This window comes from Candidatus Limnocylindrales bacterium (genome assembly GCA_035571835.1).
Taxonomy (GTDB): Bacteria; Desulfobacterota; Binatia; order UBA1149; family CAITLU01; genus DATNBU01.
Genome location: DATNBU010000010.1, coordinates 67996 through 88188 on the forward strand (window position 1 = coordinate 67996; position 20193 = coordinate 88188).

General features: G+C 64.4%; 16 protein-coding genes. 8 read left to right on the forward strand and 8 right to left on the reverse strand.

Going from position 1 to position 20193, the window contains the following annotated elements; genetic code table 11:
* Positions 1-188 precede the first annotated feature (188 nt).
* Positions 189-983, forward strand: coding sequence for a hypothetical protein (locus VN634_03790; GenBank protein ID HXC49980.1), 795 nt, complete (start codon positions 189-191; stop codon positions 981-983).
* 28 nt (positions 984-1011) lie between these two features.
* Here the strand turns inward: VN634_03790 and VN634_03795 are convergent, their stop codons facing one another.
* Both VN634_03795 and VN634_03800 read right to left on the reverse strand, forming a co-directional pair.
* Complete coding sequence (locus VN634_03795) at positions 1012-1749, reverse strand: 2OG-Fe(II) oxygenase (GenBank protein HXC49981.1); 738 nt, start codon at positions 1747-1749, stop codon at positions 1012-1014.
* Complete coding sequence (locus VN634_03800; GenBank protein HXC49982.1) at positions 1746-2882, reverse strand: methylated-DNA--[protein]-cysteine S-methyltransferase; 1137 nt, start codon at positions 2880-2882, stop codon at positions 1746-1748. Before VN634_03800 ends, VN634_03795 begins: the two co-directional genes overlap by 4 nt.
* 179 nt (positions 2883-3061) lie before the next feature.
* Here VN634_03800 and VN634_03805 point away from each other — a divergent pair, with 179 nt between their 5' ends.
* A complete protein-coding gene (locus VN634_03805) occupies positions 3062-3721 on the forward strand; it encodes a thrombospondin type 3 repeat-containing protein (GenBank protein HXC49983.1) in 660 nt (219 codons plus the stop codon).
* 131 nt (positions 3722-3852) lie between these two features.
* Here the strand turns inward: VN634_03805 and VN634_03810 are convergent, their stop codons facing one another.
* Positions 3853-4245 (reverse strand): hypothetical protein, encoded by a 393-nt coding sequence (locus VN634_03810; GenBank protein HXC49984.1) that lies wholly within the window; start codon positions 4243-4245, stop codon positions 3853-3855.
* Between the two features lie 502 nt (positions 4246-4747).
* On the opposite strand from VN634_03810, the gene VN634_03815 reads away from it, so the two are divergent.
* Positions 4748-5137 carry a hypothetical protein gene (locus VN634_03815; GenBank protein HXC49985.1) on the forward strand — a complete coding sequence of 130 codons (390 nt, stop codon included), beginning with the start codon at positions 4748-4750 and terminating at the stop codon, positions 5135-5137.
* On the opposite strand, the gene VN634_03820 is transcribed toward VN634_03815, so the two are convergent.
* Positions 5116-6786, reverse strand: coding sequence for a glycosyltransferase family 39 protein (locus tag VN634_03820; protein ID HXC49986.1), 1671 nt, complete (start codon positions 6784-6786; stop codon positions 5116-5118). The two genes, VN634_03815 and VN634_03820, sit on opposite strands and share 22 nt — an antisense overlap.
* Positions 6787-7075: 289 nt before the next feature.
* On the opposite strand from VN634_03820, the gene VN634_03825 reads away from it, so the two are divergent.
* The 5 genes from VN634_03825 (at position 7076) to VN634_03845 (ending at position 13589) form a co-directional block, all read left to right on the forward strand.
* Complete coding sequence (locus VN634_03825; protein HXC49987.1) at positions 7076-8224, forward strand: hypothetical protein; 1149 nt, start codon at positions 7076-7078, stop codon at positions 8222-8224.
* Between the two features lie 104 nt (positions 8225-8328).
* Positions 8329-9846, forward strand: a complete 1518-nt coding sequence (locus VN634_03830; GenBank protein HXC49988.1) for a hypothetical protein — start codon at positions 8329-8331, stop codon at positions 9844-9846.
* 167 nt (positions 9847-10013) lie between these two features.
* A complete protein-coding gene (locus VN634_03835; GenBank protein HXC49989.1) occupies positions 10014-11456 on the forward strand; it encodes an MBOAT family O-acyltransferase in 1443 nt (480 codons plus the stop codon).
* Positions 11457-11487: 31 nt separating this feature from the next.
* A complete protein-coding gene (locus tag VN634_03840) occupies positions 11488-12495 on the forward strand; it encodes a hypothetical protein (GenBank protein ID HXC49990.1) in 1008 nt (335 codons plus the stop codon).
* A 167-nt stretch (positions 12496-12662) separates the two neighbouring features.
* Complete coding sequence (locus tag VN634_03845) at positions 12663-13589, forward strand: hypothetical protein (GenBank protein ID HXC49991.1); 927 nt, start codon at positions 12663-12665, stop codon at positions 13587-13589.
* A gap of 1301 nt (positions 13590-14890) precedes the next feature.
* On the opposite strand, the gene VN634_03850 is transcribed toward VN634_03845, so the two are convergent.
* The 4 genes from VN634_03850 to VN634_03865 all read right to left on the reverse strand — a co-directional run bounded on the left by VN634_03850 (position 14891) and on the right by VN634_03865 (position 20162).
* Complete coding sequence (locus VN634_03850) at positions 14891-16648, reverse strand: pentapeptide repeat-containing protein (GenBank protein ID HXC49992.1); 1758 nt, start codon at positions 16646-16648, stop codon at positions 14891-14893.
* Positions 16645-18015, reverse strand: a complete 1371-nt coding sequence (locus VN634_03855; protein HXC49993.1) for a class II fumarate hydratase — start codon at positions 18013-18015, stop codon at positions 16645-16647. The genes VN634_03850 and VN634_03855 overlap by 4 nt, the downstream gene beginning before the upstream one ends.
* Positions 18016-18075: 60 nt before the next feature.
* Entirely contained in the window at positions 18076-18450 is a 375-nt protein-coding gene (locus VN634_03860; protein HXC49994.1) for a hypothetical protein, read from the reverse strand.
* A gap of 392 nt (positions 18451-18842) precedes the next feature.
* Positions 18843-20162, reverse strand: coding sequence for an NAD(P)/FAD-dependent oxidoreductase (locus VN634_03865; protein HXC49995.1), 1320 nt, complete (start codon positions 20160-20162; stop codon positions 18843-18845).
* Between the last annotated feature and the right edge of the window lie 31 nt (positions 20163-20193).

Here is a 20193-nt window from a genome sequence, read left to right on the forward strand (position 1 = left end):
CCAAGGCAGGGTGCGCCATGGGCGAAACGTGATAAATTACACATCGCGAGCTTGTTCACATTTATCGCCGTGGAACCTTGTGTTGCCTCGGGCAAACCGGCACAGGAGCAAGGACAGGAGTTGAGGAAAGGGAAGCAATTTTTCCACCCCTCGATGCCTGGACAGTTTAGCCAAAAAGGGGTTTGAGAATGTTTCACCGCTCGATCCGTGCATCGTTCACCATGCTGGCCGCCACCTGCCTCATTTCCGGCTGTATGCCGATGGGACCGACAGAGCCGCCAGCACCGAACTACGTTCCCAAGTTCGATTTCGTTCCACCAAGTCAGGCCGCGACCGGCTCCGCCAAGGTCGCGTTCGCGGTGGTGGACCCGCAGTTCCCGGCAACCGCTGAAAGCGGGTTCGGCCACTCGCGCCCGCCAGTGCTCGCCAAATTCCAGAAGTCGATGGGCGAGGATTTCCAGGAAGTCCTCAATGCGCACGGTTTTACGACTCGGGGCCCGTTCGTGACGTTCGACGAGATGACGTTCCCGGACAAGCAGGATACCGATCTGATCATCGACGCGGAGATCGACCTGTCGTTCGACGATCTGGGAACGGCACAGGCGTGCAGCATTTTTGTGTTTCCGGCGTCCTGCAGCAGCAGCGGCTCGGTTCAGGTCGGAGCGCGAATGAATCTGATTGTTTCCGAGAGCCTGACTCACGAGAAGATGTGGACCAAGCGCATCGAGCTCGACGGTCGACAGGTGAGCTGGCGCGGAACGACGCGACGACCGATGCTGCAGTCACCCAACGGTTTCGTCGAGCCGCCCAAGCCGGCGTTCTCCGCAAACTTTTCGGATCCGGGTTTTACAAACGCCGTCGGTCCGCTTCTCGAGAACTATTACGGAACCATCATGGACTCCGCCTGGAAATACCTGAATCCGGACGAGATGGCGTCCATCAAGGCGAAGTCGAAAGTCATCCGGACGAGGAAGGTCTACTAGCAGGCGCTCCCGGCGGACGGCGAGATGCTCAGCGCGCGTCGTGAAAGATGATGCCCGCGGTCAGCCGTCCGCCGCTGCGCACCACGCTGACGCCGTGGCGAAGCACCGCAGTGGAAAGGCCGCGCGCTCCCTGCACCGGACGATCGCGCACCGCGAACACGACGGCATCGCCCTGATCCAGAGGAACGACCATCGGCCGCGACTGCATGCGGGCGCGCTGCTCGGTCATGACGAACTCGCCGCCGGTAAAATCGATCTCCGGCTTCGACAGCAGGATCGTGACCTGCAGCGGAAACACCTCGTCACCGTAAAGATCCTGGTGCAGGCGGTTGTAGTCGCCTGCGCCGTATCGCAGCAGCAGCGGAGTCGGCCTTGCCTGCCCGGCCGCATGACAGCGGGCGACGTAGTCCCGATGGTCGTCAGGAAACGGAGCGCGGCCTCTGGCCGCGCTCCATGCGGTCGCGATCGCAGCAAGCCGCGCGTACAGCAGCTCGCGAAGACCGGCCACGAGCTCCGGAAGCGGATACGCGAAGTACTGGTACTCGCCGCGTCCGTAGCCGTGCCGCTCCATGACGACGCGACTGCGGAACAACTCGCTTGCCCGATACATGTCCGCGAGGTGCGCGGTCTCTTCGACGTCGAGCAATCGCCGCAGAATCGAGTGTCCTTGCGAGTCGAGGTCGGCGGCGACGCTCGCCCACGGCACCGCCGCAACTCGCGCGGCGAGCGATTCGCTCGCGGGAGCACGGCCGGATGCGGCCTTCACGATTCGGCTCGAGACTCGCGCTCGAGCAGTCGGCGCTTGCGCTCGACGCCCCAGCGATAGCCCGACAACGAACCGTCGAGCCGGACCACGCGATGACACGGAATGGCCACTGCGATTGAGTTCGCTGCGCACGCCTGTGCGACGGCGCGCGCGGCTTTCGGTGCGCCGATCGCGCGCGCGATCTCGGCATACGTCGCCGTCGATCCGGCTGGAATCCCGCGCAGCGCCTGCCAGACGCGCTGCTGGAAGACGGTCCCGCGGATATCCAGGGGCAGCTCGTCGGATTGGCGCGGCAGGTCGTGCAGTCCATGCGAACCCTCGCCCGGCGATCGCGCGCACCAGCTCGAAGGCCGCGGATGCTCGACGTGGCCGACCACCGTGGCCACGAGCCGCTCGAAGTCCGCATCGGCGCCGATGATCGTCGCTTTTGGAAAACGCCGCTCGAGATCGTGCGCCAGCTCTTCCGGATCGTCGCCGAGGAGTATCGCGCACACGCCGATGCTCGTTGCCGCCACGAGAATCGCACCAAGAGAACACTGCCCGATCGCGAACCGGATCTCGGTGCGGTCGCCGCCGGCGCGAAAGCGGGTCGGCGTCATGCCGAGAAGCTCGTCCGAGCGTTCGTAGAATCGGCCGTTCGAGTTGTAACCCGATTCGTAGATGGCATCGGTTACCGTCGGTGAAGTGCGCAGCTCGCGTCGAACGCGCGCGGCGCGATGCGCGCTCGCGTACGCTTTCGGCGTAATTCCCGTAACCGACTTGAAGAGCCGGTGTACGTGCGACTCGCTCATCGACGCGCGGCGTGCAAGCTCTTCGAGCGACGGTGCGTGGTCTTCGCATTCGATCATGCGGCAGAGCTCGGCAACGAGGGCAGCGTTGCGCTCGGCGAGCGGCGGATCGCACGGCCGGCATCGCCTGCAGGGCCGAAAGCCCGCGGCCTCGGCCTCCGCAGTGCTTCGGTGAAACGCGACGTTGCCGGGTCGCGGCGGCCGCGCGCCGCATGACGGACGGCAATACACGCCGGTGGTTCGCACCGAGTAATAAAAGCGGCCGTCGGACGCGGCATCGCGCGCGAGCACGGCGGCCCAACGCGGATCCGACTCGACGGCGGTAGCTGTTTCGCTGGCGTTCATGGCGCGAATCTACTGCTCGAGCGCGACCGGAACACTCCGAATGCTGCTCCCGAATCCGAAAGCTTCGCGGACTGTCTCTGACGGGTCCCCGGCCAATTGACAGGTCCGGCAGCGGGGAGTTTAGGTTGGGTCCTGGACCGTTCCCAGGCGGGTCTCCAGGCGGGTCTCAAGGAGGCGCCATGTCATTACGCAATTCTCGTCCGGCTGGTCTTCTGGTGATGGCAGTTCTGCTCGTGGCCGGCCTGTCGCAGGCCGACGAAGCCACCGTACCGAGGCGAAAGATGCTGCGCGCCGAGGTCGCACGTCTTCGCGGCGAAGTCGCGCGACTGTCGACGGCCGTCGAGTTCCTGCAGCGCGGCTCGGATCAGTCTGCGCCGGGTGGAGTGATCTATCCGGGCCATTCTCTCTGCGAAGATCCCTGCGCAACCGATTCGGACGGCGACGGGATTGGAGACTGCACGGATTCATGTCCATGCGATCCCGATACCGCCGACTCCGACGGCGACGGCTGGGCGGACTGCGCCGATCCTTGTCCCGACGATCTCCAGAACGCCTGCCTCGATCCGTGCAACAACGATTCGGATGGAGACGGCGCGGGTGACTGCATCGATCCGTGTCCATGGGACCCGGCTGCCGCCGTCGACAGCGATGGAGACGGCACCGCCGATTGCCAGGACCCGTGTCCCAACGACATTGCGAATGCGTGCACGGACTGGTGTCAGACCGATCAGGACGGTGACGGTATTCCCGACTGCAAGGACGATTGCCCGTGGGCGGTTCCGGTTCCGGGCGAAACCTATCCCGACCACTGCTGGCCGGTGCCTGTGGCCGCGCCCTGACGAGCGGGCACGAACCGCCGATCGCAAAAGAAAAGGGCCGCCCGAGGGCGGCCCTTTTTTCGTGGCAGCGCTTTTCGTCCAGACGCGACGGGCGTCACGAGCTGGAAGCGCAAGCGAACGGAACCGTGCGATCAGAGGCGCTCGGTGTCGAATCCCGCCGCGGCCATCGCGCGATCGAGCGATGCGCGGAATGCGTTGCTGGTCTCGGGGAATCCGCACGCACCGTTCGATCCAGGTGAAACACAGGCTTCGCCTTCGGTCGCTGCGGGAGCAGTGCCGCTCGGCGCGCCCGGCTCAGTCGTGAGTGCCGCCGGGCTCGGAGTGGAAGGCATCACAGACGGCATCGCCTGGCGGAGAGCCGGGTGCTGCAGGGCGAGCAGGCCGCGAAGAATCGCGACGTCGTTCGGATTCGGCGGAGTGACGCGATCGTTGGAGTCGGCGGCCTGAGCGGCGCCGGCGAAAAGTACGGTGGCGAGAGCCAGTGTGGAGACGAAGCCGAGCTTGCGAGTTGTAAAAGTTGTCATTGACGTTCCTCCCAGTCCTTTTTTCTTTCGAGCGTTATGAGCTGCGTCCCTTGCGGAATCGGTCCCTCTGCTCAGCCTCAAAGTTACTCACCTGAACTTTTAGTTCCAGAGTTTTTAGATCAATAAGTGCACGCTTCGACAAATATATTTTTAGCTTGCTATAAAACAGAAAAACGCCGTAACTAGCGGAAGTGGCTGTGAATTCTACTTATTTGCAGCAAAACACAGCGAAAATCGCTGTGCACGTACGCGGGTCGCCGACACAAAAACATCGTGCATGTTTGCAAGGTGGACCAGGGCGCCGACCGCAACGCGTCATCGGCTGCCGGTCATCGGCAGCGTGATGACGGGGAGAGGGGACGCGATGGTCGCGGATTCGGTCGACGCATCGGCCGGAAATGCGGCCATCGAGGGCTGGCGCGCCAGGCAGTAAACTTCGGCTGTTGCGTAAGGGCCGATCCTCGCGGAAACAGGTCATGGAAACCGGACCCCTGGAGATGCCGTGAAATCGAGAAGTCGTCCCGATCCTTCCGTCCTGATCAGCCTGTTCACGTGCCTCGTCACCTGTACGGCGTTCGCGTCGCCGGCAGCGCGAGCGTTCGCGGCAGTGCGGGTTGCTGCGGACGCCCCGACGACCGGTATAGCGGAGGGCAACCTCCAGCTTGCCGGCCGGAGGGCAGCCAAAGAGGGAAAGGCGCCCGAGCGCGGCAGCAGCGCCAGCCTGTATGGCGGGACCAGCGCCGATCGGTACGGCGGCAACAGCGCCGACCGCGGCGGCATCGCCGGCGAGCGCGACAGCCGTGTGTATCGCAAGCCCGCCAGGCATGACGAGGACAACGCCCCCAGGCGAAAGGTCGAAGACGACCAGGATCAGGACAAGGAAGAAGAGTAGCCGAGCGACGCGGCCCGCGTCGTCGCTTCGGGAGTCGTGCCTGGAGACGCTGCCGGGCCAGGAGGGGCGGGAACGAGGCTCGCGCTGCCGTCGATCCTCAGCCAGAGCCGGTAGCCGCCGGGCAGGCCGGGGCCGGCACGAAACAATCCGCCGCCCGCCCGTTCATGACCCGCCTCGAACTCGCGCGCGTACGGACCGCGCACGAGCACGGCGCCGACGCGCACCCCGGCCTGCTCGGTCCCGGCGAGCTCCGGCCACTGTCCGGAAAAGCGCACCGACGGCAGGTCCGAATACCAGGCAACGTTCCAGCTCGCATCGCTCGCAACGACTGCGCCGGCCGGCACGAGCTGTCGCAGCGACGCGAACGGTTCCGGTGGTGGAAATGACCGTGATGCGGGCAGCGGCGGAAGCGTGAACGCCATGGCAGCGAACGCGAAGGCCGCGATCGCCGGCTCCGCCGTTCGTGCACGAGATGAAATACGGCGCAGCAACGTGATTGCGGCTCCGACCGCAAGCACGATCAGCAGCGGCGTGAACGACGCATAGAAACGCAGCTCGTTGTGCATCAGGGACAGCAGCAGTGCGCGAGCGGCGAGTGCTCCCGCTGCAAAGAGCCACGCCGTCGCGGCGGCCCGCGAGCGCGATACGATAGGAAGCGCTGCGGCCGCCAGCGCAGCGCAGGTTGCAAAGCGGCCGCCGAACATCTCGCCGGCGTGCTCGCCGATCCACGTCGCCCCCGTTACGAGCTTGGCGGACAACGCCGGAAGATTTTCCAGCGCGACCTGCCATGCGCTCAGCGTCTGCGGCGCCATGTAGACATCGCCGGGCACGATTCCGCCGAGAAGATTGCGATCGACTGAAGTCGAACCCAGCAGCGTGCCGATCGTGAGCAGATTGCGAACGAGCCATGGTCCGGCCGCGAGAACGAATCCCGCCGTGCACCAGAGCATACTGGGTGAACGCTGGTCTTCGCGGCGCACCACGAGAAGCACGGCAGCCACTGGCGCGAGCGCAAGCAGGTCGTAGCGCTGCAGGAATGCGAGCCCGAGAAGAATCCCGAGCAGGCTCGCGCTGCGACTTCGTGCGGATTCGGTGGATGCGACCAGCGCAAGAGCGGCGAGCACGATGAAAAGGCCGCTGCCGGTTTCAAGCAGACCCGAGCGGCTTAGCCGCAGCTGCTCGGCTTCGGCCGCGACCGCGAGAGCCGCCAGCACGCCGGCGCTGATGCCGAACAGACGCCCGGCCAGCAGGAAGACCGCGACGACTGTCGCGACCAGAAGCGCGCCGCCGGCGACGAGGATGCCGCGATCGTCCGGTCCGACGACGGCGAACGCCGCCGCTTCCTCGACGGCGATCAGCGGGAAGCGCGTGGTGTCGGGCCACGGCGGCTCAGTGGCGACCCCATGCGCGGAAAGAAAGTGCAGCACGTACGGAAACGTCTGCTGCATCGTGAACCCCTGGCCGCGGTACAGCTGCCGGGCCATCTGCGCATAGTCGAACGAGTCGACGTCGAATGCGGGAGAGGAGAGGCCGCCGTGCGCGAGCCAGCTCCACGCGGCAAAGACTGCGACGGCGACCGCCAGAAGCGCTCTCCGCGTGTCGTCCGATGCCGGCCGGATGACCTGCCGAGAAGCCGAGTCTGGAACCATCGGCGTTTTTGTACGAGGCACCCTGCCGCGTGGCAATCGCAGCGTCGCTGACGCCGCACGCGAGCCTCCACGATGTGCAAGGAAAATCGCGGCAGCGCCGCGTTAGTGCGTGTCGAACCTGAAGAAACTACCTTGTAACGAGGGTCTGCCTCCGATAAGAAAACCGGACGGATTTCGATGATTCCCCGCAGGCGTCTGCCGGGATCGCTCGCAGAATCGGCCGCAAGATCGCCCGAGAACCAAAGCTCAATCTCCGTCCACTCCAAGGCATGGCATTACCGATCCGTTCATGAACCGGAGCCGCAAAAACTGGGTGCTTCCCGCTGCTACGGCCGGTTTCGGGCTGCTGATCGCGCTCGTGCTGGTGGAAACCATCCCGCGGCTCGTCCCGGGGCTGATGCCGAAAAAGCTCCAGGCCGTCCAGCGCATCTACGACGCCCGCAATACGTGGGAAGACATGATGCAGGGCGACAAGGACGTCGGCTTCGTGCTGAAGCCGGGCCTCGAGCTGACCTTTCCGTCCGAGAGCGGCAACATCGACATCCGCACGACCGACGTCGGCGTCGGAGGCCTCGGGCAGCGCGACATCGGAACGCAGCCCCCCTATGACGCCATCGCCCTGGGCGACTCGTTTACGTTCTGTGACGATTCGACGGTCGCCAATTGCTGGGTGCGTCTGCTTGCCAGCCGAACCGGCCTTTCGATCGCCGACCTCGGCGTCAACGGCTACTCGAACATGGCCGAAGCGCGCGTGCTCGACAAAGTCGGCAAGACGCTTCGTCCAAAGCTCATCCTGGTCGGGTTTTTCCCAAACGACTTCAAGGACAACGTTCACTTCAACAACTGGTCGAAAAGCGGGACCGACGATTACTGGACGTGGATGCGCCGCCAGCGCCGCAGCGATTCGTCGGACTGGCTCGCCGGCAACTCCATCCTGTACCGGCTCATCGATGCCGCGCGGCGTTACGGCGCGCGCGATACGTTCGAGTACAAGGAAGGAAATCTCAACTTCGTTTTCCGTGACGACGACTGGTGGCAGGGCGTCGTGGAACAGGCTGGCGTGACCAACACTTACGAAATCACCCAGGAAGCGCTGTCGGGCATGGCGGCTGCAGCAAAGCAGCTCGACGCCAGGCTCGTCGTGCTGCTGTTCCCGTTCAAGGAACAGGTGTACTGGGATGTAGCCCGGAAATACCAGGCGCGCGGCGACGCCATCGACGAAGCGAAGATCGACGCGCCGCTGCGGCGCATCGGTGAATATCTGGGCCGCCAGCAGATCGACTATTGCGATCTGACCGGCGACCTGCGCAGTCATGCGCATGAAGAACAGCTTTATCTGAAGACAAGCGCGCACTGGACTGCGGCGGGAAACCGGGTGGCCGCCGATTCCATCGTCCGCTGCCTCGAGCGCAAGGCGATCGTGACGGCTCGTTCATGACACGGCGGGACTTTCGGGAAACAGCGGGGGAGCATCGAATGGGAACGACATTGACGGAAAATCGAAATTGTTTGCGCGGCCTTCGAGCTGCGGCACCGCGTGGCGTGGCACTTGGCGCCGCGATCATCGGCCTCGCGGCGACGCAGGCCGCGGCCGCGCCGTCCAACATCGTGATGCGCCAGCTCACGAACATCACGACCGGGACAATCGAGAGCCCGAAGCTGCAGCTCCAGGACGGCCGCGACATCGCGTTTGCTTCCAACGGTGACGTGCTCGGGCCCGGTACCCAGACGGCGAACCGTCAGATTTACCTGTGGCACGAAAACGAGTTCACCGGCGCCGGGACGATTACGAAGCTGACGAACGGCGTCGGCTGCGACAGCTACGATCCCGCGCGACCGACCGACACGATTCCAACCGACCGGCCGAAGCTCATCGCGTTCGTCTCCACCTGCAATTTCGACCCGACGGTCGGCAACGTCGACGGCAATCCGGAAATTTTCTTCTACGGCCTCGAGAGTCAGCACATCTGGCAGATCACCAAAACCGTCGCGCCGGTCGTCAATGCCGATCCTTTCACGAGCGACAGCGGGCGATGCCTCGTCTTCACGTCGAACGCGGACCTCGACAACAACAACCCGTCGAATCCGCACTACGATTCCAACCGTCCCGGGCCGGGTCATACGAACCCCGACTCGAGCAACGAAGTCTTCCTGTACGGCCTGCTCGACGGAACGTTCGAGTTTCCGTTCAATGGAACCTTCACGCAGCTCAGCAACGGCCCGAGCGGCACGACGAGCAACAAGCCGGTCGTTGGCGGCTACATTTTCAGCCGCCAGTGCCAGACGGCCGCTTTCCAGTCCGATTACGACCAGAGCGGCACCGGCCTGACCGGCCAGATCGTGTTCGTCTACAACGCCCCGGACTCCAGCATCGAAGTGATGAACTCCGAGGAGATCGCCGCGCACGGACTTCCGTCGGGCATGTACCAGAACCCGGCGATCTCCGAGGCAAGCCCGTTCGCCCGCGGGCCGAACCTCGTCTTCGAGAGCAGCGCCGACGTGTGGAACAACGGCTCGACCGGAAACGAGGTCTACAACTTCCGCCTGTTCCATCCGCGCGTCTCGCAGTACACGAACGTCGGCTCTCCGTTCGAGGCGAAGTTTCCGCAGGTCTCCGATGGCGGCGGTGTCGTCACGTTCCAGTCCAACGGCGAGCTGCTGACGCAGAAGCGCGAGGCGAAGGACGGCAGCATGCCTCCGTTCAATGCCGACGGGAACTACGAGATCTTCCGCCTCAAGGGCCGCAAGACGATCACGCAGATCACGCGCACGACCGGCTGCACCAACTCGTCGAGCACGCTCATGGACGATGGCAACCGCGTCGGGTTCGTGTCGGACTGCGACATCGTTCCGGGCGAGAACGCGGGCCATCGCACCCAGGTCTTCCTGTACGCCCGCGAGCGCGGCGACGCGGGCATCCTGACCTCGGGCAACTGCACGCAGGCCAACGGCTGCTGCTACGTGACGCACGACGGCTCGACCTGCTACTCGGACCTGACCAGCGCCAAGCCGGACATCTCGCGGCCGAACTGCCTGGACCGCGACAGCTGTATCGACTGATCCGCCGGGGACGATCGAGCTTCGGCCGGCCGGCTTCGCCGCTGCCCGGCCGGAGCCTCCGGCGAATGCTCGCGGGCGGGCGGCCTGCTACTGTGTCCGCCGCGCCTCCGTTACCGATCCGATGAAACTCTCGAGACTTAAGGCCGTCGGCCGCACGTCGGGGCAGCGTGCTCTTTAACTCGCTTCATTTCGCGATCTTCTTTCCGATCGTCGTCGCGCTGTATTTCGCGCTCGCGCACGAGAAGCGCTGGATGCTGCTGCTGGCGGCCAGCCTCTACTTCTACATGGCGTGGAATCCCGCCTACGTGGTGCTGCTGCTGACCGCGACTGCGATCAACTTCTGGGCAGGAGCCCGCATCGGAGCGTCGAGCGATCCGCGCGCGCGCAAGCTGTATCTCGTCACCGGAGTCTCGACGAGCCTGGCGATCCTGTTCTTCTACAAGTACTTCAATCTCTTCAACGAGACGTTGCGCAGCGGGTTCACGTGGGCGGGGCTGCCGTATCCAGTGTCGTCGCTCCACTTCCTGCTTCCGGTCGGAATCTCGTTCTACACGTTCCATACGCTGACCTACACGATCGACGTCTACCGCGGGATCCAGAAGCCGGAGAACCGTTTCGGGATCTTCGCACTGTTCGTCTCGTTCTTCCCGCAGCTCGTCGCCGGGCCGATCGCGCGCTCGTCGATGCTGATGCCGCAGTTCGACGAGAGGCACGACTTCGACTACCGGCTGGCGGCCAGCGGCCTCAAGCTGATGGCGTGGGGCTTCTTCAAGAAGCTCGTCATCGCCGATCACCTGACGGCCTACGTCGACCAGGTCTACGGCGCGCCGCAGGACTTCAGCGGGCCGGTTCTGGTCATGGCCACGGTGTTCTTCGCGTTCCAGATCTATTGCGATTTTTCCGGGTACACCGATATCGCGATCGGGTCGGCGCGCATCATGGGTTTCCGGTTGATGCTCAACTTCAACCATCCGTACGTGTCCAAGAACGTCCGCGAATTCTGGCGGCGCTGGCACATCTCGCTGTCGACGTGGTTTCGCGACTATTTCTACGTCTCGCTCGGCGGAAACCGCGTGCCCGTCCCGCGCTGGTACCTCAACCTGTTCCTGACGTTCCTCGTCAGCGGGCTGTGGCACGGCGCCAGCTGGACGTTCGTCGCGTGGGGTGCGCTGCACGGCCTCTACGTCGTGGTCGGCACGGCCACCGAGCCGCTGCGGCGAAGGATTGCCGAGGCGACGGGCCTTGCCCGCATGCCCCGGCTCCATCACACGCTGCAGCTCCTGATCACGTTCTCGCTGGTCACGCTGGCATGGGTGTTTTTCCGCGCGCGCAGTCTCGGCGAGGCCATGACGGTGCTCGCGCGGCTGCCGGTCGGAATGTCGAGCTTTCACGACCTCTACCTGGACCTCGGTGCGTACAGCTTCTGGGTATCGATCGCGTCGATCGTGGTGCTCGAGGCCGTGCAGTACTGGCAGCGAAACGGCGACGTCGTCGAATGGGTTTCCGAGCGGCCGGTGCTCGTGCGCTGGGGGCTTTACTACGCGCTGATCGTCGCGATCCTCGTCTTCGGGGAGTTCGGCGGCCAGGACTTCGTGTACTTCCAGTTCTGAAACCATGCGCGCGCTGATTCAAAGATGCCTCGTGATGGTTGCGCTCGTGGCCGTGTCGGCCGCGATCGCGCAGATCGTCATTCCTCCCGACTACGACGACTATCTCGCGATCATCGGAACCAAGGTCCACAACCTCGAGACCACGCCTTCGCCGCGCATCGTTTTTGTCGGCGGCTCCAACCTCGCGTTCGGCGTCGACAGTCCGGAAGTCGAGCGAAAGCTCGGCTACCACGTGGTCAACATGGGCATGGGGTTCAACATGGGGCTGCGCTTCATGCTGGATCTGATCGAGCCGCGCATCCGCAAGGGCGACGTCGTGGTGCTGGTGCCCGAGTACAACCTGTTCTTCGGCCTGCTCGACGGCGACGAGCGGCTGCTCGACGTGCTCGAGCTCTACCCCGACGGGTGGCAGTACATTCACTCGCGGCGCCAGATGCTCAATCTCGGCAACAACCTGTTCCGACACGTCAAGTTCAAGGTGAACCGCGTGCTGCAGCAGATCGGGCACAAGAGCGATCCCGAGTGCATTTACTGCCCGCGTGCGTTCAACCAGTACGGAGACATCGTCGCGCATCTCGGAAAGCCGTCGAAGGACGTCACGCGGATGTCGTTTCTGCGCTCGGCGGGCCAGGTCGACGGCGAGGCGATCCACGTCGTCAACGACTTTGCCGCGGCCGTCGAGGCGCGTGGCGCGAGGGTCGTTTTCCTGTTTCCGTGCCTTCCGGAGCCGCACTACGAGCTCAGGCACGCAGCCATCGAACGGCTCGAAAGCGAGCTACACGACAAGCTCAAAGTCGAAATGCCGTCCTCAGCGAAAGACTACGTTTATCCGGTCCAGGACTTCTATGACTGGGTGTACCATCTGAATCGCGAAGGCCGCACGTTGCGTACGGCGCGGATCATCGACGACCTGCGGCCGACGATCGAAGCAGCGCGACGCGAAACCACGGGCGATGCCGCAACGGGCGGGCTTGCTGGATCACGGACGGCCGACGCGAGCTTGTCGGCCGACGGTCAGCTGCGTCAAAAATTGCAGTGAGTTGCGCCGAATCGGCGAGGGCGAGGGGTTGCGAGCTCGTCGCACCGGCGGTCGGATGCGAAAAAAACATTGCGGGCCGGCCCGGCTTCCCTCATAGTTGCGGGGTCTTTCGGGATCGGGTGACCTTCCATCCCGGCCGACCAACGCAGAACTCGGGGGTTCTCCAGATGACATCGCCTTTTTCGCGCATCGCGCTTCGCTCGATCTGTTCCGCAGCGGCTCTGGTTGCACTGACCGCCGCTTACGCGTCGGCCGATCAGGAAATGAAACCGACCGGCAAGGGCTACGGTCAGCCTGAAGTGATCAACAGTAATGGGAAGTCGGGTCTGGCCAAGCCGCCGGGCGCGGGCGGCGGAGCCGGAAACGGCATCAGCTACCACAGCGGTCCCGTCATGCTCGGGACCACGCACATGTACTACATCTGGTACGGCAACTGGTCGGGCAACACCGCGCCGACGATTCTCACTGATCTGGCGAGCAACATGACGTCGCCGTACTTCAACATCAATTCGACCTACTACAACGCCAGCTTCGTGCACGTGAGCAACTCGGTCACGTACAACGGCTCGGTGACCGACAATTACTCGCGCGGCAAATCGCTGTCGGATTCCGCAATCCTCGGCGTCGTCTCCGACAAGATCACGTCGGGTGCCCTTCCGAAGGATCCGAACGGCGTGTACTTCGTGCTGACGTCCGCGGACGTAACGGCGTCCTCGGGCTTCTGTTCGTACTACTGCGGATGGCACGACCACGCGACGGTCGGCGGCACCGACATCAAGTACTCGTTCGTCGGAAATCCGGACCGCTGCATCAACGCCTGTGCTGAGCAGACCGCCGGTCCGAACGGCAACGCCGGCGCGGACGGAATGGCGAGCATCATCGCGCATGAGCTCGAGGAAGCCGTCACCGATCCGGACCTGAATGCGTGGTATGATCAGCGCGGATATGAGAATGCCGACAAGTGTGCGTGGACTTTCGGGACGACGTACACAGTCAACGGCGCCAAGGCCAACATGAAGCTCGGCACGCGTCATTTCCTCATTCAGCGGAACTGGGTGAATGCCACCGGCGGTTATTGCGCGACGGCCTACTAGCGTTTCGTCTCGATTGGTGGGCCGACCGCCGATAAGGGGCCATCTGCTGCGTTGGGATTCCGCTTCGTTCGGTCGACGTACGGGAAGTACGACTCCCTCTCTACGCGGAATCCCGCCTTGCATCTGACCCCTTCTCGACGGCCGGCTCGTGCCACGACGCTCTCGTCGCTTGATTGTTTCTCGTCTTGATTGGTGGGCCGACCGCCGATTAGGGGCCATCTGCTGCGTTGGGATTCCGCTTCGTTCGGTCGACGTACGGGAAGTACGACTCCCTCTCTACGCGGAATCCCGCCTTGCATCTGACCCGTTCTCGACGGCCGGCTCGTGCCGCGACGCTCTCGTCTCTTGATTGTTTCTCGTCTCGATTGGTGAGCCGACTGCCGATAAGGGGCCATCTGCTGCGTTGGGATTCCGCTTCGTTCGGTCGACGTACGGGAAGTACGACTCCCTCTCTACGCGGAATCCCGCCTTGCATCTGGCCCCTTCTCGACGGCCGGCTCGTGCCACGACGCTCTCGTCTCTTGATTGTTTCTCGTCTCGATTGGTGGGCCGGCCGCCGATGACGACGCACTTCGAATCGCGTCTCTCGTCGAGCGACGCGGAATGAATTGGACGAGCGTCCGATCTCGAGGGGAACGCGTATGACGAAGTGCGCCGCAGCGTCACGCTAAACGAAAACCCTCAATCCGAGATGCAATCGAGCCGCGAGAGCGGTCGTGTGACGAGCCGGCCGTCGAGAACGGGTCAGATGCAAGGCGGATTTCGTGTAGTGAGCGAAGACGTACTTCCCGTACGTCGTAGCGAACGAAGCGAAATCCAACGCCGCAGATGACCCGTTATCGACGGTCGGCCCACCAATCGAGAACAAAACGCAGGTGAGGGGACTCGTCGAGGGAACGCATTGCTTGCGCATCGGTGTATCGCGTTGACGGGCTGCAACGCGCGGTGTCAGCATTGAGGAATCAGGTGACTCCGACGAGAGCGGTCGGTCAATCCCCTGTGTTCGGCGTCGCATGGTTGCGGCGTCAATCCAGAACGGAGGATCGATGTATGGCAGATGACAGCAGTACAGGAATTGTCGCCGTCGTGGTGATTTTTGTGATGGTTGTGGTTGGCGGATTTCTTGCGGTGCGCTCCGGAGTGATCGGAGGTGGACCGACGAAGAGCGTCGACGTTCATGTGAACGCTCCGGCGGCACCGGCGCCAGCCCCCAAGGCTCCGTAAAACAGAAACAAGGATGCACGGCACTCGCGGTGCATCCCGATCGGCGCTCGTCGTGCGCGAGCAAGGCTCGCAGGGGCTTAACGTCCCGCAGTCTTCGCCTCGGACCGCACGGCGAGCGCTTCGATGTCCTCTTTCGGAATTTCACCCATCCCTTTGCAGTCGGGTCTGTCGCGAGCGGAGAGCAGCTCGCGCGCGAGCGCGGGGCGATCTCTTGCGGGGCTTCCGAGCGCCTGCGCAACGATTCCCCTGGCGGTCGCCCTGTCGTCGCACGCGAGCTCGACCAGATACGCAACGGTCGCGTTCGAGCTGTCGTTGCTGTCCCCCTTGGCGGCGGTGACTTCGGTGAGCTCGATCGTCGCGCCGTCCATCTTGATGCCGTCCATTGCGGCGCCGCGCAGAATGGCGCCTTTGAGCAGCGCCTTGCGCAGCACGGCGCCGGTCAGGTTTGCCGACGACAGGTCCGCACCGCGCAGGTCGGCGCCTTCGAGATTCGCATTCGCGAGATCGGCACTCCGCAGGGTCGCACCCCGCAGGTGCGCGCCGACGAACGACGCATTCTGCATCTGCGCTTCGCTGAGGTTCGCTCCGCACAGCTTGGTCCCGTCGAAGTGTGCGGCAGTGACGCGCGCCGACTTCAGGTTGGCGCCGTTCATCGTCGCACGCGAGAACGAGCCGTACTGGACCTTGGCCCAAGACAGGTCCGCGCCGTCGAGAATCGCGTCGTCGAACATGGCCTGCTGCATCGATGCCCAACCGAAATTCGCGCCGGCCATGCGGGTGCGCTCGAGCGTGGTGTCGATGCATTCGGGCGGATCCTCGCATCCGCGGCGGGCTTCGCAGTCCTCCGGAAGCACGGCGCTGACGCCTTGAGGGCGCACGGCGCGCAGGTCGAGCTTCGGCAGCACGGCGTTGTACAGGTCGGCATAACGAAAATCGCGACCCTGCAGCGCCTGGTACGGAGTGACTTTCGACAGCACGATCTTCAGGCGGTCGGGCGGACTGTCGCGCAGCTCGTTGACATCCTCGGGCGTGAGCACGTTGGCGGTCAGCACGCGCTCGCGCAGCTCCATGTTCTGCGCGAACCACGAAGCGTTGCCTTCGGTATCCCCGGGGATGACTGCGACGAACAGCGACACGAATGCCGTCACGGCGCATGCCGCCAGCACCAGCGTCGGCACCGACAGTGCGCGCCGCAGCAGCGTTCGCGATCCCGGAACGTCCCCCGTCACGTGCCAGCGCGACCACAGGTGCGGCATCAGCACGAACAGGATCAAAGCCACGTCCGCGAAAAGAGCTGCACGATGCATCCACGTGTTGAGCGGACTGTGAAACGGCAGGAAACGGATCTGGATCCACAGAAGCAGTCCGAGCGGCAGCACGACAGTGGTGACCCACGTGATGAATGCCGAAAGAAGGTGAAGGAACCGCGACGGCGCCTGCGCGGTCAGGTACAGCACGTAATAGAAGTTGGCGACACGCTGGCGGAGCAGCGACTGCGGCTCGGCAGGAAGCGCGGACGCTTCCTGGTCGAAACGATCGAGCTCGTTCGAAAGGATCGAAAGCTGCAGCAGCAGATCCGAGTGCAGCAGCACGACGAGCCACGGCGCGACGCTGTAGAACCCGAACGGTCCGATGATCGGGATCTGCGCGTTGAGAAGCGGCAGCGTGACCATGCTCGACGCCCGCAGCAGCATCTCGTGCGTGGTCGACGCGACGGTGACCGCAACGTAGGCGCCCACGCTGACGAACGTCACGAAGCGCGAGCTGACGGCGGCAGCGGCATCGTTTACCGCGCGCAGGAGTTGCTCGGCGTGCTGCTCTCGTCCGTTGCTCATTTCGGGGAATCCTCGTCCGCGCGCTCGGTCAGGTGGCGGAAGTCGAAAAGGCGTTCCGCCTCGTCTGCCGTGACGAGGTTCTGCTCGATTGCGAGGGCCTTGATGCTGGCGCCGTGTGCGCGCGCCTGCTTTGCCAGCTCGGCAGCGCGCTCGTAACCGATCTTCGGCGCGAGCGCGGTTGCAGCCAGTGGGCTTTTGTCGAGTGTTTCGGCGCTTCGGCGGGCGTCCGCCGCCAGCCCGTCGATGCAGCGCTCCGCAAACAGCGAGCACGACGATGCCATCAGTGCGATCGAATCGAGAAGGTTGGCTGTCATCACGGGTATCATCGCGTTGAGCTCGAACTGGCCGCCCTGGCCGCCGAGAGCGACGACGAGGTCGTTGCCTTCGACCTGCGCGCAGACCTGGATGAGCATCTCGCACATCACGGGGTTCACCTTGCCTGGCATGATCGAAGATCCGGGCTGGAGGTCCGGAATCACCACTTCGCCGAGCATGGCGAGCAGACGAATGTCGCCGGCGATCTTCGCGAGCGCGACGGCTGCGACTCGAAGCGCTCCCGACACGGTGACCATGTCGTCGCGCGCGGCCTGCGCTTCAAAGTGGTTGGACGCTTCTCGCAGCGCGAAGCCGAGCTCCTGCGACAGAAGCGCCGCCACGCGCTTTCCGAAACCGGCCGGCGCATTGAGGCCCGTACCGGTTGCCGTTCCGCCGATGGCCAACTCCTCGAGCGCATGCGATGCGCGATCGATCTCGCCCGCACGTTTCTCGACCTGACGGGCATAGCCGCCGATAACCTGGCCGAGGCGCACCGGAACCGCCTCCATCAGATGCGTCCGTCCCGGTTTGACGATGGCGTCGAATTCTCCGGCTTTGGCCGACAGCGAGGCGTGCAGGCGGCCGAGCGAAGGCAGGAGCTCGCGCCGGATGGCAACGAGTGCCGCGACGTGGGCCGCCGTAGGTATCACGTCGTTGGAGGATTGACCGATGTTGACGTGATCGTTCGGATGCACCGGCGCGTAAACGCCGCGCGACGGGTTGCAGATGTTCGCGATCACTTCGTTCATGTTCATGTTCGTCGACGTGCCCGAGCCCGTCTGGAACACGTCGACCGGAAACTGCGAGTCGAATTCGCCGGCGATGATTCTGGTGCAGGCCGCGACGATGTCGCGGCGGATCGCGTCGTCGAGGCCGGGATGGGCGGTCGCGCAGGCTCGCTTCACCCGCGCGAGCGCCTCGAGGAATATGCGCGGAAACGTTCGTCCGCTGACGGGGAAGTTCGCGACCGCGCGCTGGGTCTGCGCGCCCCACAGTGCGTCCTCCGGCACGCGTACTTCGCCGAGGCTGTCCTTTTCGATCCGCTCGTCCACGTCGTGGAGCTTAGCGGGGCTGACACGGGAAGTGGACCGTTCGGCAGGCGCCGGACGCGGTCAGTCGTGGTAGTCCTGCCAACGCTTCGGCTGCGGCGCCGCGGCGCCGACGTTCGAGATCCGCGCCGCCGGGTAGTCGATCTTCGGAACCAGAGGCGACTTGCGATTGGCTGCGACGGCAACCACCACCGCCGCCAGAGCGGGAATCGCGGCAATCGCGGTCAGCAGGAGCCTCATCGACAGCAGGCTGCGCGCCTCTTCGGTCATCGGCAGCAGCGCGAACAGCGTGAGCTCGAAGATCATCGATCCGAGACAGAGCAGGATCAGGCCGACCCATGGCGGGCGCGCGACCGAGCTCAGCAGGAACGACGCTATGGTGGATCGTTTCGGCGCGGTTTCATTCGGAGCGGAGTCTTCCTGCTTCGGGGTCTGCATCTGGTTTTCCATCCGATTCCAGGCGGCCGGTCGTACCCGGCGGGGCGATGGAATCGCACGAAGCACGGGCTGTGTCGATGCGGAAGGGGCGAGGCTGCGGGAATTTGCTGGCTCGTTCGCGCAGCCGCCGATCAGCAGTCGCAGATCGTGCGCGCGGCGCACGGCGCGCAGCTCGAGGAGACTGCGCCGACGACGCAAGTCGCGAAGGTTGCGAGGATTTCCCGGCGCGACCGGAGAGTGTTTCCGGATCATACCTGTCTTCCTTGCGCTGCGAACCCGTTGGTTCGAAGCCCGGGTGCCGTACGTCGGCTTGTCGCGACCTTAGCGACTCGATGACAGGCAGTCGAGGGCCTTCCGCTTCGCTTCCGAAAAATCGCGCCGCGGTATCGCGTCTAAAACGAGTCGAGGACCTGGCGTGCAGCGCGGATCCCGGTGTCGAGCGCGCCGTGCACGGTTCCGCGGTAACCGGACGTGTCGGTCGCTTCGCCGGCGAAGAACAGTGTGCTTCCAACCGGCGTCGCAAGCAGCGGTGCCGCGTCGAGCGCTCCGGCGGGAATCCACGAATAGGCCCCGCGCGACCACGGGTCGGCGCTCCAGTCGACGACGGCAGCCGCTTCGACCGCGGATGCCACGTCGTCGTGCGGCAGCGCGAGCGCATGCGACAGCGTATCGATGCCGGCATCGATCATCTCCTGCTGCGACTTGCCGGAGAGCCTGTCGGCCGATGCGCCGCCGGCCCAGCCGACGAGTATCGGCTTGTGCTCGTCACCGATCCGCCACCAGGTCGGTACATGCCCGGCGGGCGTCTGCAGGAAACGCGCGCGCACGAGCCTTTTCGAAAGCTCTTTCTCGATGCCTGCGATTTCGTCGAGAGGCATGCGGAAACGCAGGAACAGTTTGACGACGTTGCCCATCGCAAGCTTGCGCGCGGCAGTTCGAACCGCGGGAATGGCCGGTTCGAAGACAATTGCCCCTTCGCCGCTGCCCTGCAGGAATCCGAGCGGGACCGTGACGATCGCGCGGCAGGCGCGCACCAGGCCGGCAGCCGGTTCGACGTCGAGGACGACCGACCCCTGTTGCCATGCGATGCGCGTGACGGCGGTGCCCAGCATCAGCTTCGCGTCGTCGTTCCCGAGACTTCGCCCGAGGTGACGCACCAGCGCATCGTAGCCCTCGCGGACCGACGCGTTGCCGTCGTCACCGAGCTCGCGCGAGGCGCGCGTCTCCTGCGACAGCGCAAGCGCACTCACGCGGTCGACGTCAGCGGCCATGTAACCTTCGACGTAGCGGCGAAGCCGCCGCGCTTCGGCTTCGCTCCACTCGCCGCTGGAGAGCAGCTCGCCGATGCGCCGGCCGATCGGAACATCGCGGGCATCGGGATTGGCCAGCTCCTCGAAGACTTTCTCCCACGACTGCGGCTGCGAGATCGCTTTTCCATCCTGCACCATCAGCGGTTCGAACGGACGCTCGTCGAGATGCAGCCCGGCTTCGCGGATGTAGTCGACCAGGCCGGGATGCCGTCCATGGACGAACTCGGCGCCGAGCTCGATCGGCGAGGCGGCAAAATCGTAACGGGTATCGATGCGTCCGCCGATGCGCGAGCGCGCTTCGAGGACGACGACGGGAACGCCTTCGCGCAGCAGAAGATCGGCGGCGGCAAGGCCGGCAATGCCCGCGCCGATGACGGCAACCGGCGGTTTCGCGGAGCTCATCGGCCGATCAGGCTGCGCCGGAGACAGGGCT

Excerpts from the sequence above, each read along its gene's own strand:
- VN634_03790 (HXC49980.1), top strand. The coding sequence starts at position 189 with ATGTTTCACCGCTCGATCCGTGCATCGTTCACCATGCTGGCCGCCACC.
- VN634_03800 (HXC49982.1), bottom strand. The coding sequence starts at position 2,882 with ATGAACGCCAGCGAAACAGCTACCGCCGTCGAGTCGGATCCGCGTTGG.
- VN634_03805 (HXC49983.1), top strand. The coding sequence starts at position 3,062 with ATGTCATTACGCAATTCTCGTCCGGCTGGTCTTCTGGTGATGGCAGTT.
- VN634_03810 (HXC49984.1), bottom strand. The coding sequence starts at position 4,245 with ATGACAACTTTTACAACTCGCAAGCTCGGCTTCGTCTCCACACTGGCT.
- VN634_03820 (HXC49986.1), bottom strand. The coding sequence starts at position 6,786 with ATGGTTCCAGACTCGGCTTCTCGGCAGGTCATCCGGCCGGCATCGGAC.
- VN634_03825 (HXC49987.1), top strand. The coding sequence starts at position 7,076 with ATGAACCGGAGCCGCAAAAACTGGGTGCTTCCCGCTGCTACGGCCGGT.
- VN634_03845 (HXC49991.1), top strand. The coding sequence starts at position 12,663 with ATGACATCGCCTTTTTCGCGCATCGCGCTTCGCTCGATCTGTTCCGCA.
- VN634_03850 (HXC49992.1), bottom strand. The coding sequence starts at position 16,648 with ATGAGCAACGGACGAGAGCAGCACGCCGAGCAACTCCTGCGCGCGGTA.
- VN634_03860 (HXC49994.1), bottom strand. The coding sequence starts at position 18,450 with ATGCAGACCCCGAAGCAGGAAGACTCCGCTCCGAATGAAACCGCGCCG.
- VN634_03865 (HXC49995.1), bottom strand. The coding sequence starts at position 20,162 with ATGAGCTCCGCGAAACCGCCGGTTGCCGTCATCGGCGCGGGCATTGCC.